A 13,370-nucleotide genomic window follows, 5' to 3' on the forward strand; every position below is an offset into this window, starting at 1 on the left:
CACGCATTCAGGGAGTTTTCGATGAGCAAGATCAAAGTCGCCAACCCGGTCGTCGATCTCGACGGCGATGAGATGACCCGCATCATCTGGCAGGCGATCAAGGACAAGCTCATCCACCCCTACCTTGATCTCGACATCAAGTACTATGACCTCTCGGTCGAAAACCGCGACGCCACCAATGACCAGGTGACGATCGATTCCGCCAACGCCATCAAGCAGTACGGCGTCGGAATCAAGTGCGCCACCATCACCCCGGACGAGCAGCGCGTCGAAGAATTCGGCCTCAAGAAGATGTGGAAGTCGCCCAACGGCACCATCCGCAACATCCTGGGTGGCGTGATCTTCCGTGAGCCCATCATCTGCAAGAACGTGCCGCGCCTCGTTCCCGGCTGGACCCAGCCGATCATCGTCGGCCGCCACGCTTTTGGCGATCAGTATCGTGCCACCGATTTCACCTTCCCCGGCAAAGGCACGCTGACCATCAAGTTCACCGGCGAAGATGGCCAGGTCATCGAGCACGAAGTGTTCCGGGCCCCCGGCTCGGGCGTCGCCATGGCCATGTACAACCTCGACGACTCGATCCGCGACTTCGCCTATTCGAGCTTCAACTACGGCCTCGCCCGCGGCGTCCCGGTCTACCTCTCGACCAAGAACACCATCCTCAAGGCTTATGACGGCCGCTTCAAGGACATCTTCCAGGAGATCTACGAGGCCGAGTTCAAGGAACAGTTCGAAGCCAAGAAAATCTGGTACGAGCACCGCCTCATCGACGACATGGTCGCCTCCGCCCTCAAGTGGAGCGGCGGCTACGTCTGGGCCTGCAAGAACTACGACGGCGACGTCCAGTCCGACATCGTCGCCCAGGGCTTTGGCTCGCTCGGCCTCATGACCTCGGTTTTGGCAACCCCCGATGGCAAGATCGTCGAGGCCGAAGCCGCCCACGGCACGGTGACCCGTCATTACCGCCAGCACCAGCAGGGCAAGGAAACCTCGACCAATTCCACCGCCTCGATCTTCGCCTGGACCCGTGGCCTTGCCCACCGCGCCAAGCTCGACGACAATGCCGAACTCGCCAAGTTCGCCGCAACGCTCGAAAAGGTCACAGTCGACACGATCGAAGAAGGCAAGATGACCAAGGACCTCTCCCTCCTCGTCGGCCCCGAACAGCCCTGGCTCTCCACCCTCGGCTTCCTCGACGCCATCGACCAGAACCTGCAAAAGGCCATGGCATAAGCCTCGCCTCTGTCGATAAGAAACGGCGCCCTCGGGCGCCGTTTTTGTTTGCGCATGTGCTGAGTGTTAGGCCTGCTCTAGGGTGCTCTGAGAAGGCTCACCCCCACCCAACCTCCCCTGCAGAAGGGGGAGGAGCCCCATCGCAGCCAAACCACGATTTATGACAATCACCAGCCGAACTCCTCCCCCTCCAAAAGGGGGAGGCTGGGTGGGGGTCATCTCAACTTCCCCACAACCCCGGAACCCCTGCCCGCCGCCACCATTAGCCGCAGAGAAATCCGCATTTCGGCTCTTAATCCGCAGCAAAAACACACCATATTTGGCGCATCTTTCGAGGAGTGCCCCATGTTCAGAAATCGCGGCTTCAAACTGGCCAGCCTGTTGTCGGTCTTTGTGGTCATCTTTTCCATGGCGGCCGTGGACTATGCCGAGGCACGTGCGCGCGGTGGCTTCGGCAGCCGCGGCGGCCGCACCTTTGCTCCGCCTGCCTCGACGCAGACCATCCCCGGCCCCGCAGCGCCAATCAATCGTACCATGACCCCATCCCAGCCGGGCACTGCCGCGCGCACGCCCGCCCAGCAGACGGCGCAGCCGCGCGGTGGCTTCTTCAACGGCTTTGGCGGCTCGCTCTTCCGCGGACTGATGCTCGGCGGCCTCTTCGGCCTCCTCCTGGGCACGGGCTTTGGCGGCATCGGCGGCTTCATGAGCCTCTTGTTCCAGGCCCTTCTGATTGGCGGCGCCATCTGGCTGGTCATGCGCCTCGTGCGCGGCACTAATCGGCCGGCCACCGCCAATGGTGCGCCCTATATGGGCCGCGAAGCCAACGCCACGCGACCGATGCCCAATTTCGGCGGCGGCAGCGCCACCCGCACCCCTGCGCAACCCAAGAACCCTGACGAACTCGGCATCACCAACAAGGACCTCGACACTTTCGAGCAGATGCTGGGCCACATCCAGACCGCCTATGGCCGTGAGGACTACGCCGCCCTGCGCCAGGTGACGACGCCCGAGATGATGGGGTTTCTCGCCGAAGAACTGGCCTCCAATGCCAGCCGCGGCCAGATCAACCGCCTCTCCGACATCAAGCTTCTCCAGGGCGATGTTTCGGAAAGCTGGCGCGAGGGCAACACGGAATACGCCACCGTCGCCATGCGTTATCAACTGCGCGACTGGTCGGTGGAACGCACCAGCGACCGCGTCGTCGCCGGCGATCCGGAGGTGCTCGAAGAAGCCAAGGAACTCTGGACCTTCGTCCGACAGGTCCGCGGCGACTGGAAGCTCTCGGCCATCCAGGAAGCCTGATCTACGCGACGACAAAGCGTGCCCCCGATGAAAGTCGGGGGCATTTCTTTGCGACGAGTGCGTCGTGCTGAATGAAAAAGCCCCGCCGAAGCGGGGCTTGATGTTTAGAGCAGCTCGCGGATGGCTGCGATTGCCTCATTGGCCTTGGCGCCATCCGGACCGCCGCCCTGGGCCATATCCGGCCGGCCCCCGCCGCCCTGCCCGCCAAGCGCTGCGGTCGCCGACTTGATCAGCGTGCCGGCAGCGTATTTGCCGGTGAGATCGTCGGTCACGCCGATGGCCACCGTGCCCTTGCCGTCCTCGCCCTTGAGCACCAGCACCACGACGCCCGAACCGATGCGCTTCTTTTCGGCATCGACAACGCTCTTGATGTCCTTGGCGGCGACGCCCTCGACCACGCGGCCGACAAAGGTCACGCCGTTGACGGTTTCGCCAGCGCTGCCAGCCTCGCCGCCACCACCGAGCGCCAGCTTCTGGCGCGCATCTGCGAGGGCGCGTTCGTTGCGCTTGAGCTGTTCCTGCAGTGCCTCGATCCGCTCGAGCACTTCCTGCGTGCCGGAGCGCAGAAGACCTGCAGCAGAAGAAACGATTGCCACATTGGTATTGCCGCGATGACGCGCCGCCTTTCCGGTCAGCGCCTCGACGCGGCGCACGCCGGCCGCAACGGCGCTTTCGCCGACGATTGAAACGAGGCCGATATCGCCAGTGCGGCGCACATGGGTGCCGCCGCAAAGCTCGACCGACCAGCCCAGCCCGTTGCCGGTGGGCTCGCCCATCGAAACCACGCGGACCTCGTCACCGTACTTTTCGCCGAACAGCGCGCGAGCGCCGGATTTCTTGGCTTCCTCGACACCCATCAGCCGTGTCTCGACAGGGGTATTCTGGAGAATGATGCTGTTGGCAATGTCTTCGATCTCGGCCATTTCCTGGCTGGAGATCGGCTTGGTATGGACGAAGTCGAAGCGCAACCGGTCCGCCGAAACCAGGGACCCCTTCTGCGCGACATGGTCGCCCAGCACCAGGCGCAGCGCCTCGTGCAGCAAATGCGTCGCCGAGTGGTTGGCGCGGATGGACGAGCGACGATCGTGATCGACCACGAGCTCGACCGCCTGGCCGACCTTTAACGACCCCTCGTTGACCTTGACCTTATGGGCAAAGACGCCGTGGAACTTGTTGGTGTCGGTGACGTCGGCCCGCGTGCCCTCGGCCGTGATCACGCCGGTATCGCCGACCTGGCCGCCGCTTTCGCCATAGAACGGCGTCTGGTTGACGACGACGAGACCTTCCTGTCCCGCCTCGATCGACTGCACTTCGGCGCCGTCCACCAGCAGGGCCTTGATCTCGGCTTCCGCGGTTTCGGTTTCGTAGCCCAGGAACTCGGTGGGTCCGAGCTTGTCGGCAAGGCCGTACCAGACCGTGTCCGCCGCCGCTTCGCCCGAGCCGGCCCAGTTTTTCCGCGCTTCGGCCTTTTGCTGCGCCATCGCGGCGTCGAAGCCCGCCTGGTCGACGCTGATGCCGCGCGAACGAAGGGCATCCTGCGTCAGGTCGAGCGGGAAACCGTAAGTGTCATGGAGCTTGAAGGCGGTGTCGCCGCTCAGCGTCGCGCCTTCGCCAAGGCCTGCCGTCTCGGCTTCGAGAACCTGAAGACCACGGCCGAGCGTCTTGAGGAACCGGCCCTCTTCGAGACGCACTGTTTCGGTGATCATGGCTTCGCCGCGGCTGAGCTCGGGATAGGCCTGGCCCATCTCGCGCACCAGCGTCGGTACGAGCTTGAAGATCGTCGGCTCGCTCGCACCGAGCAAGGTCGCGTGACGCATGGCGCGGCGCATGATGCGACGCAGCACGTAGCCACGGCCTTCATTGGAGGGCAGCACGCCCTCGGCGATCAGGAAGCTCATCGAGCGCAGGTGATCGGCGATGACGCGCAAGCTGCGATTGCCCGGGCCGGCCACGTCGGAATTGGTGGCATTGGCGGCAGCGGCAATCAGCGCCTTGAAGAGATCGATGTCGTAATTGTCGTGCACGCCCTGCATCACGGCCGCGACACGCTCGAGCCCCATGCCGGTATCGATCGACGGCCGCGGCAGTCCGGTGCGTGAGCCGTCGGCATGCTGCTCGAACTGCATGAAGACGAGGTTCCAGATTTCGATCCAGCGATCGCCATCTTCGTCGGGCGAACCCGGCGGACCACCCCAGACCTTGTCGCCATGGTCATAAAAGATTTCCGAGCATGGGCCGCAGGGACCGGTATCGCCCATCTGCCAGAAGTTGGACTTGGCACCGAGCCGCACGATGCGATCCTCGGACAGGCCGGCGACCTTCTTCCAGAGCGCCATGGCCTCATCGTCATCCTGGTAGATGGTGACCATCAGCTTGTCGCGCGGCAGTTCCCACTCCTTGGTGAGGAGGTTCCAGGCCAGCTCGATGGCGCGTTCCTTGAAATAATCGCCGAACGAGAAATTGCCGAGCATCTCGAAGAAGGTGTGGTGGCGCGCGGTAAAGCCCACATTGTCGAGATCGTTATGCTTGCCGCCGGCGCGCACACACTTTTGCGCCGTGGTCGCTGTCGAGTAGGGACGCTTTTCGACGCCGGTAAAGACGTTCTTGAACTGCACCATGCCCGCATTGGTGAACATCAGCGTCGGATCGTTGCGCGGCACCAGCGGGCTCGACGGCACGGCCTCATGCCCGTTGAGGGCAAAGTAGCCGGTAAAGCTCGAACGGAGGTCGTTGACGCTGATCATGCAAGGACTTTCGTGGGCGAGGACGCGCGTGACGTCCAGGTAGGAAAAACGGGGCTTTTTAACGTGGTGGCGGGAGAGGTGTAAAGCGGGGGATATGGGAATCCGGTATCGAGTACGAGGACGAAATACCCCCACCCTCATTCCCTCCCCACAAGGGGGGGAGGGAGGCGCAAGTTGGTCGGCCCCGGCCCAAATTGAAAGTTTGAAAGATGGCTGATGTTCATCGTCTCCCTCCCCCTCGTGGGGAGGGATCAAGGGTGGGGGCGTCAGTTCAGCAACGATGCTAGCAGTTACCCCCTCAAGATTCTTCATCACCTCGTCATTGGTAAAACGAAGAACGCGAAATCCATCTTGTGCAAAACACTCTGACTTCACGCGGTCATATTCTGGACCATCCTCGACGAAGTGTGAGTCGCCATCCACTTCGATCACGAGCTTCGCCCGGTGGCAGAGAAAGTCCGCATAATACGGCCCGATCTGCACCCGTCGCCTGAAGTGGTGGTGCGAACCAAGTTCACGCAGCACGTTCCACAACCTGGCTTCCGGAGCGGGCATATTTTTTCTGAGCTGTCGGGCGCGCTGCACACCCATCTCGCCACCAATAAAAACCCCCGCCGGAGCGGGGGAAGATGCATGGGATCTTTGGAGGCTTATTCGTCGCTCGTATCGTCGCCACCGGCAACCAGCAGCACTTCGCCGAGGAGGCCCGAGCTTTCGCGCACGCCTTGTTCGATCGTGGCGGCAATCTCCGGATTGTCCTTGAGGAACTGGCGGGAATTCTCACGCCCCTGCCCCAGGCGCTGCGAATCCCAGGAGAACCAGGCACCCGACTTCTCGACGATCCCGGATTTGACGCCCAGATCGAGCAATTCGCCGGTCTTGGAAATGCCTTCGCCATACATGATGTCGAATTCGACCTGGCGGAACGGCGGCGCAAGCTTGTTCTTGACCACTTTGACGCGGGTCTGGTTGCCGACGATTTCCTCGCGGTCCTTGAGTGCGCCGATACGGCGGATGTCGAGACGAACAGAAGCGTAGAATTTTAGCGCATTGCCGCCCGTCGTCGTTTCGGGCGAGCCATACATCACGCCGATCTTCATGCGGATCTGGTTGATGAAGATGACGAGGCACTTGGACTTCGAAATCGAGGAGGTCAGCTTGCGCATGGCCTGGCTCATGAGCCGCGCCTGAAGGCCGGGCAGCGCATCGCCCATTTCGCCTTCGAGTTCGGCGCGCGGGGTGAGCGCTGCAACCGAGTCGACCACGAGCACGTCGATGGCGCCGGAGCGCACCAGCGTATCGGTGATTTAGCGCCTGCTCGCCAGCATCCGGCTGGGAGATCAGGAGGTCATCGACATTGACGCCCAGCTTGCGGGCATAGATCGGATCCAGGGCATGCTCGGCGTCCACAAAGGCACAGATGCCGCCAGCCTTCTGGGCTTCCGCAATCACGTGGAGCGCGAGCGTGGTCTTACCTGAAGATTCCGGCCCAAAAATCTCGACGATACGACCCTTGGGAAGGCCGCCAATGCCGAGGGCAATGTCGAGACCGAGCGAGCCGGTCGAGATCGATTCCACCTCAATCGAAGAGGCTTCGCCAAGGCGCATGATCGAGCCCTTGCCGAAATTGCGCTCGATCTGGCTGAGTGCCGCCGAAAGAGCCTTGTCCTTATCCATCGATCCACCTTCAACAACGCGAAGCGGCGAAGCTGCCATAATGCTCTCTCCTTATTTCACGCTCTCGATGGCTTTTGCAACGAGATGACCAGCGCGGCTTATGTGCAATGTCTGTGCTGTATTTGTTCTCATTTTGTTTCGCCTCCGTCAAGCGGAATTCTGTGCTCGCCGGTGCAAATCTCAGGCAATGATCGCTTCCGATTCGAAGCTCGCGCGACGCCGAACCAAAAGTATGATTTTTAGCTGGACAGCATTGCTGCCGATGCGCTTTATGCGGGGCAAAGCCAGCGCCAAGCGAGGACCCTCAAGTGCACCTGATCCAGTTTACCGACGAGGCCGGCAACCGTGCCGTAGCGGTCACGCAAGATGGCGAAACGCGCGTCGTCACCGGGGTAAGCTCGGTCTATGATCTGGCGCAGGCTGCCATTTCCGGCACCAATACGCTGGCCGAGATCGTTGCCGCCCGCGGCCTCGGGGCCAGCGTCGACAAGGCAGCCCTCCTCGCCGAGAGCCGGCTGCTTTCCCCATCGATCATCCCGATCCGGCGCACCTCCACGTCACCGGCACCGGCCTCACCCACCTTGGCTCCGCCGCGACCCGCGACGCCATGCACAAGACCGATAAGCCGGCGACCGAACTCACCGATAGCATGAAGATGTTCCGCATGGGCCTCGAAGGCGGCAAGCCTGCGGCCGGCGAAACCGGCGTCCAGCCCGAATGGTTCTACAAGGGCAATGGTCACATCGTCGCCCGCCCCGGACACCCCATCCCCTCGCCCGCCTTTGCGCTCGATGCTGGCGAGGAGCCAGAAATTGCCGGCATTTACCTCATCGACGCCAATGGCAAGCCGCGCCGCCTCGGCTTTGCGCTGGCCAATGAGTTCTCCGACCACGTCACCGAGCGCGTCAACTACCTCTTCCTCGCCCATTCGAAGCTACGCGCCTGCTCCTTCGGTCCGGAACTGCGCGTCGGCGATCTGCCGCGCCACATCGAGGGCATGTCGCGCATCCGCCGCGGCGGAGAAGTGCTTTGGGAAAAGCCGTTCCTCTCCGGCGAGGACAATATGAGCCACACCATCGCCAATCTCGAATACCACCACTTCAAATACGACCTCTTCTGCCAGCCCGGCGACGTGCATGTGCACTGCTTCGGCACCGCAACGCTGAGCTTTGCCGATGGCATCTCCACCAAGCCCGACGATGTCTTCGAGATCGAGGAAAGCCAATTCGGCCTGCCGCTGCGCAATCCGGTACGGATCGAGGCCGACAAACCCGTCCTGGTCAGCGGGCTCTACTAAGGACAAAGGGTCGCGAAAGCGGCCCTTTTCTTTGCGCCCTAGTTCAGGTCGAGCGCGTAAGCCTTGAGCACGTCGAGCGGAACATAGCCGAGCACGGCCTGGTTGGTGGCCCGCAGGTAAACCCGCGGCGCCTTGCCCGCCTCATGCGCCTGCGCCCACCGCATCGCCACGAGGCACCAGCGATTGCCCGCAACCAGCCCGGGAAAACCGAATTCCGGGCGCGACGTCGAGAGGTCATTGCCGACGCTTTTCGAAAAATCGAGAAACGCGGCCGTCGCCTCGATGCAGACCAGGTGTACCGCCGCGCTGTCCGGCCCTGCCGCGCAATAGCCGGTGCGGAAGAACCCGGTCAGCGGATCGGTCGAGCAGGGCTGCAGCGGCTCGCCCAGCACATTGCGCTCGTTCGAGCCCTCGAAGCGCGGATGCGCGGTCACCCTAGTGCTCCTTGTCCTGCCGCTGCAGCACTTCCTTGACCTTGGAATTGATCTGGTCGAGCGAATAGGGCTTGGGCAGGAAATCGACGCTCTGGTCGTCCTCGATGTCGCGGCGCACGCTTTCCTCGGCATAGCCGGAAACGAAGATGATCTTAAGATTGGTCATCTTGCCGCGGATGGCCTTGAGCATGGTCGGGCCGTCCATCTCCGGCATCACCACGTCGGAGATGATGAGGTCGACCTTGTAGTCGAGATCCTCGAGCACGAAGAGCGCGTCCTCACCGCTATCGGCCTCGAACACTTCATAGCCGGTCGCCTTGAGCGCCCGCGCAGAGAAAGCCCGCACGCTTTCCTCGTCCTCGACCAGGAGTATTCGCTCCTGCCCCGTGAGGTCCTTGACCGGCGCCGCCGCGGCCAGCGCCTTGGCATTGACCTCTTCGACGGTGGGCACATAGCGCGGCAGGAAAATCTTGAAGGTCGTGCCGACGCCGACGGTCGAGACCGGGTAGATGAAACCCTCGGTCTGCTTGACGATCCCATAGACCGTCGAAAGCCCAAGGCCCGTGCCCTTACCCAGTTCCTTGGTGGTAAAAAACGGCTCGAAGATCTTCTGAATGATCTCCGGGCTCATGCCCGTGCCGGTATCTTCCACGTCGATCAGCACATAGTCCGCCGGCGTCATGCCATCGAACTTCAGGCTTGCCGCTTCCCCCTCGGTGACATTGGCCGTGCGGATCAGGATCGAGCCGCCATTGGGCATGGCGTCGCGTGCATTGACCACGAGGTTGATGATCACCTGTTCGAGCTGCACCACGTCGGCGCGTACCGGCCAGATATTGCGGCCATGTTCGACCGAAAGCGTGTTCTTCTCGCCGATCATGCGCTTGAGCAGCACCGTCAGTCATCGACGATCAGCGGCAGTTCCAGCACCTGCGGGCGCAGCGTCTGTCGGCGGGAGAAAGCCAGTAGCTGCCGGGTCAGGCCCGCGGCGCGATTGGCGTTCTGCTTGATCTGCATCAGTTCGTTGAAGGACGGATCGCCCGGCTTGTGCTTCAAAAGCAGTAGATCCGAAAAGCCGATGATGGCGGTCAGCAGATTGTTGAAATCGTGTGCCACTCCGCCGGCGAGCTGACCCACCGCCTGCATCTTCTGCGATTGCGCGAACTGCGCTTCGAGCTTGCGCTGGTCGGTCATGTCGAGCGCGTAGACATTGATTTGCTCCGGCGAGCCGGCGCTGGTCTCGGAGGCGGAAATATAGAGCCGCACCGCATGATCGCCCTCGACGCTCAGCACCGCATCGACCGGCTCGACCTCGGAGCGCTGCGCTGAAGCATCGGCCAACGCGCGCTTGAGCCGCTCATGGCTGGCCTCGCCGATCAACTCGTGGATCGGCCGCATTTCAAGGCTCTTGCTTTCGCCCGACCAGCGGAAGATCCGGCCAAACGGCGCATTGGTGCGCACGATCCGCCCCTGCCCGTCCAGCGTCGCGATCGCAAAGGGCGTGTCGTTGAAAAAGCGTGAAAAGCGCACTTCGGCAGCCCGCAGCTCTTCTTCCGTGTCCGGCGCGCTGGAGCGATCGAGCACCAGGGTCCGGGTTTCGCCCAGTTCGCCATCGGCAAGACGCGCCGCGCGATGCAGCAGGCGCACCGGCAAGGCGGTGCCGTTGCGGCGCACCAGGTCGATGTCGATAATCTCTGTGCGGATCTCGCCGTCGCCCCTGCCCCGCATCAACAGCGATGCGCCATCGCCGCGCACGATGTCGCGCATTTCAAGCTGCCCGGCATTGAACTCGGCCAGGTCATAGCCCAGCCAATCGGCCAGGGTCGAATTGAGATACTGGATGCGGCCCTGTGCGTCGGCGGAAAAGAAGCCGGACGGCGAGTGATCGAGATAGTCGATCGCCCGCTGCAGGTCGCGAAAGGCACTCTCATTGCTTTCGCGGTCGCGGGTAATGTCCTCGACCGACCAGGCAACCAGCGGCGTGCGCGCGTCATCCGTCTGCGGCAGCGGCCGCACCGAAACGCGATACCAGAACACCCTGCCCGCCTCGGCCTGCGATCCGCCCAGCCCGCCAGGCACGCGGATATCTTCGATGGCGCTGCGGCCATCCTTGGCGGCGCGCGACAGCCGGTAGATGGCCTCGCCCGCATCGGCATAGCCGGCAAAGAGCCGCGGCACGCTCACCGGGACGCCATTGGTGATAGCCCCGGAAAAATTGCCGTACTGATTGTTCACATAGGAAATCTTGCCATCGCGATCGGCGATCACCGCCCCAAAAGGCAGGCTGTCGACCACGGCATGGCTGATCGTGCGCTGATCCTCGGTCGAGGCAAAGCGGAACAATCCCGCGGCAAGCCCGAACAGAAAGAACACGCCAGACACGGCCAAAAGGCCGACAAAGGTCATCACCAGCTCGGTCGGGATCTGCTCCCCAAACATGGAAAACACCACCGCGGCAATGATCAGCACTGCCGCCAGAAGCACGACGCGCCACAGGCCTGCGCCGCCGCGCCCCGCGTTGAAAACGGGTTCGGGGTAATTATCCTCGCCGAGCGGCGTCGATGCCATCGTGTTCAGCTCCAGCGCGCGGGCTCGTCCCGAATCGGGACATCAAAAGAGGTCTAGCAAATGGACCGCCCCGGGGGGAGTGTGAAGCAGGATTTTCGACAGCCGATCTATGGCCACCGCCGAGCTTTGACTAAGTCTCCAACCCACGAAGACCTCATCCTGAGCTTTTCGAAGGACGAGGTCGGGCACCCCGACCTCAGTGGCTGCGACCTCGTGGTTCGACAGGCTCACCATGAGGTCTAGGAGGTGATTTAAGCGCTCGGTCGCCAGCCCCCAGCCTTGCCCTGCTTCAACCGCATCACGAAGCCGATGACCTCAGCCACAGCCTTGAAGTGCTCATTGGGAATAGTGTCGTCGATGTCCATGGCGGCAAAGAGCGCGCGCGCCAAAGGCGGGTTCTCGACGATCGGCACGTCGTTCTCGGTCGCCAGGGCGCGGATGCGCAGCGCCACGGCGTCGGCGCCCTTGGCAACGCATTTGGGCGCGGCCATGTCCTTGTCGTATTTGAGCGCGACGGCAAAGTGGGTCGGGTTGGTGATCACTACGGTCGCGTCTGGCACGGCAGCCATCATGCGCTTGCGCGACCGCTCCTGCCGCATCTGGCGCAGCTTGCCTTTGACATGCGGATCGCCTTCCTGCTGCTTGTATTCTTCCTTGGTCTCCTGGACCGTCATCATCTGCCGCTTCCACCATTTCTGGCGGACATAAAAGAAGTCAGCCGCAGCAATGGCCGTGACGACGATCAAGACGGCGATGAAGATCTTGACCCCAAGCTCCTGGAAATCCATCAGGATCGCCACCGGATCGGCGGTCATCATCGTGTCCAGCCGGTCGCGTTCGGGCCAGCACACCATGAACACCACGGTCCCGACCACGCCGATCTTGGCAAGGCCCTTGCCGAAATTGACCAGCGCCTCCATCGAAAACAGCCGCTTGAAGCCGGCAAGCGGCGAGACTTTCGAAAATTTCGGCGTCACCGGCTCGAACGACCAGACCGGCCGATGCTGCACCAGGTTTGCCAGCACGCCGCAGATCATCAGCACGACCAGCGGCGCCAGCACGAGCCCAACAACCGTGAAGGCCAGCCCGTTGAAGAAACTGCCGAAGCCCGCGCCCTCCACATCGAACTGATCGGCATTGAGCAGGATCAGCCTGAGCGACGCCCCGAGCTCCTCCCCCCCCCAGGGCGACATGGCGGCAAAGACGATAGCCGACCCCAACAGCATGAACCAGGCAGTCACCTCCTGGCTCTTGGCCACATCGCCCTTCTTATGGGCATCCTCCAGCTTCTTTTGGGAGGGGTCTTCTGTTTTTGATTCCTGTTCCGGGGCTTCGTCGGACATGAATTACCCTCGCCACATAGCAAGATGGCTCTCAAAGGCCGTGAGATACCAGCCCATCATCATCATCAGGAGCACGGCAAACAGCAGGATGCCCACGATGATATTGGCGGGCATGAGCACGAAATAAACCTGCAGCTGCGGCATCAGCTTGGCAAGGATTCCTGCCCCGAGGTTGAAGACCAACCCGAAGACGATAAACGGCGCCGACATTTGAACGCCGACGGCAAAGGCGCCCGCCACCGTCCGCACCGCCATCTGCATGGCATCTTCGAACATCAGCGGATCGGTGGGCGAAAACACCATATAGCTGTCATAGACCGCAGCCAGCGCCATGTGGTGGAGGTCCGTGGCAAAGATCAGCGTCACGCCTAAAAATGACAGAAAGCTCGCAAAGATCGCCGATTGCACCCCCGCCTGCGTCGGATCGGAGGCAAGCGCGCCGCTGAGCCCGACCTGGAACGCGACGATCGCCCCGGCCACCTGCGTCGCCATTACGGTGATGCGCACGATGGCGCCGATGATCAGCCCCACCGCCAGCTCGTGGAACATCAGCCCCGCCATGCCGCCAAGATCCTCAGGCATTGCCGGCATGATGCCGCTCAGGAGCGGAAATACGACCAGTGTAAAGGCCAGGGCAAAGCCAAGCCGCATGCGCGCCGGAATGGTCTGCTCGCCCAGAGCCGGCATCAGCATCAGGATGGCGCCGATGCGCACGAACAAGATGATGTAGGTAAAAGCGGTGGCCGGCAGCCAATCAAGGCTGAGCGTCACC

General features: G+C 62.3%; 8 protein-coding genes and 3 pseudogenes. 3 read left to right on the forward strand and 8 right to left on the reverse strand.

Translation table 11 applies throughout. The features are described from left to right. Positions 1-21: 21 nt before the first annotated feature. Positions 22-1,233 (forward strand): NADP-dependent isocitrate dehydrogenase, encoded by a 1,212-nt coding sequence (locus G5575_RS09955; protein ID WP_164534180.1) that lies wholly within the window; start codon positions 22-24, stop codon positions 1,231-1,233. A 345-nt stretch (positions 1,234-1,578) separates the two neighbouring features. Beyond that, positions 1,579-2,535, forward strand: a complete 957-nt coding sequence (locus G5575_RS09960) for a TIM44-like domain-containing protein (protein ID WP_164534181.1) — start codon at positions 1,579-1,581, stop codon at positions 2,533-2,535. Between the two features lie 104 nt (positions 2,536-2,639). Here the strand turns inward: G5575_RS09960 and alaS are convergent, their stop codons facing one another. The 3 genes and pseudogenes from alaS to recA all read right to left on the reverse strand — a co-directional run bounded on the left by alaS (position 2,640) and on the right by recA (position 6,995). Further along, positions 2,640-5,279 (reverse strand): alanine--tRNA ligase, encoded by a 2,640-nt coding sequence (gene alaS / locus G5575_RS09965; RefSeq protein WP_165700258.1) that lies wholly within the window; start codon positions 5,277-5,279, stop codon positions 2,640-2,642. A gap of 279 nt (positions 5,280-5,558) precedes the next feature. Then, positions 5,559-5,870, reverse strand: a pseudogene (locus G5575_RS22230) (endonuclease domain-containing protein); the annotation flags it as partial. A gap of 59 nt (positions 5,871-5,929) precedes the next feature. After that, positions 5,930-6,995, reverse strand: a pseudogene (recA, locus tag G5575_RS09970) (recombinase RecA). Positions 6,996-7,264: 269 nt separating this feature from the next. Between recA and araD1 the strand changes: the two are divergent. Beyond that, positions 7,265-8,253, forward strand: a pseudogene (gene araD1, locus G5575_RS09975) (AraD1 family protein). 38 nt (positions 8,254-8,291) lie between these two features. Here the strand turns inward: araD1 and G5575_RS09980 are convergent. The 5 genes from G5575_RS09980 to fliR form a co-directional block, all read right to left on the reverse strand. Next, positions 8,292-8,687 carry a DUF2237 family protein gene (locus G5575_RS09980; RefSeq protein WP_165700255.1) on the reverse strand — a complete coding sequence of 132 codons (396 nt, stop codon included), beginning with the start codon at positions 8,685-8,687 and terminating at the stop codon, positions 8,292-8,294. A gap of 1 nt (position 8,688) precedes the next feature. Further along, positions 8,689-9,582 carry a response regulator gene (locus tag G5575_RS20370; RefSeq protein WP_328765957.1) on the reverse strand — a complete coding sequence of 298 codons (894 nt, stop codon included), beginning with the start codon at positions 9,580-9,582 and terminating at the stop codon, positions 8,689-8,691. A 2-nt stretch (positions 9,583-9,584) separates the two neighbouring features. Further along, positions 9,585-11,255, reverse strand: a complete 1,671-nt coding sequence (locus G5575_RS09985) for a PAS domain-containing protein (protein ID WP_235935913.1) — start codon at positions 11,253-11,255, stop codon at positions 9,585-9,587. Between the two features lie 251 nt (positions 11,256-11,506). Then, positions 11,507-12,598, reverse strand: a complete 1,092-nt coding sequence (gene flhB, locus G5575_RS09990) for a flagellar biosynthesis protein FlhB (protein ID WP_164534184.1) — start codon at positions 12,596-12,598, stop codon at positions 11,507-11,509. Between the two features lie 3 nt (positions 12,599-12,601). After that, complete coding sequence (gene fliR / locus G5575_RS09995) at positions 12,602-13,369, reverse strand: flagellar biosynthetic protein FliR (protein ID WP_164534185.1); 768 nt, start codon at positions 13,367-13,369, stop codon at positions 12,602-12,604. Position 13,370: the final 1 nt, after the last annotated feature.

Origin of the sequence: Devosia aurantiaca, from assembly GCF_011058215.1 — a bacterium.
GTDB classification, from domain to species: Bacteria; Pseudomonadota; Alphaproteobacteria; order Rhizobiales; family Devosiaceae; genus Devosia; species Devosia aurantiaca.

Coding starts and splice junctions, on each gene's coding strand:
- G5575_RS09985 (WP_235935913.1), bottom strand. CDS start 11,255: ATGGCATCGACGCCGCTCGGCGAGGATAATTACCCCGAACCCGTTTTC.
- alaS (WP_165700258.1), bottom strand. CDS start 5,279: ATGATCAGCGTCAACGACCTCCGTTCGAGCTTTACCGGCTACTTTGCC.
- flhB (WP_164534184.1), bottom strand. CDS start 12,598: ATGTCCGACGAAGCCCCGGAACAGGAATCAAAAACAGAAGACCCCTCC.
- G5575_RS09955 (WP_164534180.1), top strand. CDS start 22: ATGAGCAAGATCAAAGTCGCCAACCCGGTCGTCGATCTCGACGGCGAT.
- G5575_RS09960 (WP_164534181.1), top strand. CDS start 1,579: ATGTTCAGAAATCGCGGCTTCAAACTGGCCAGCCTGTTGTCGGTCTTT.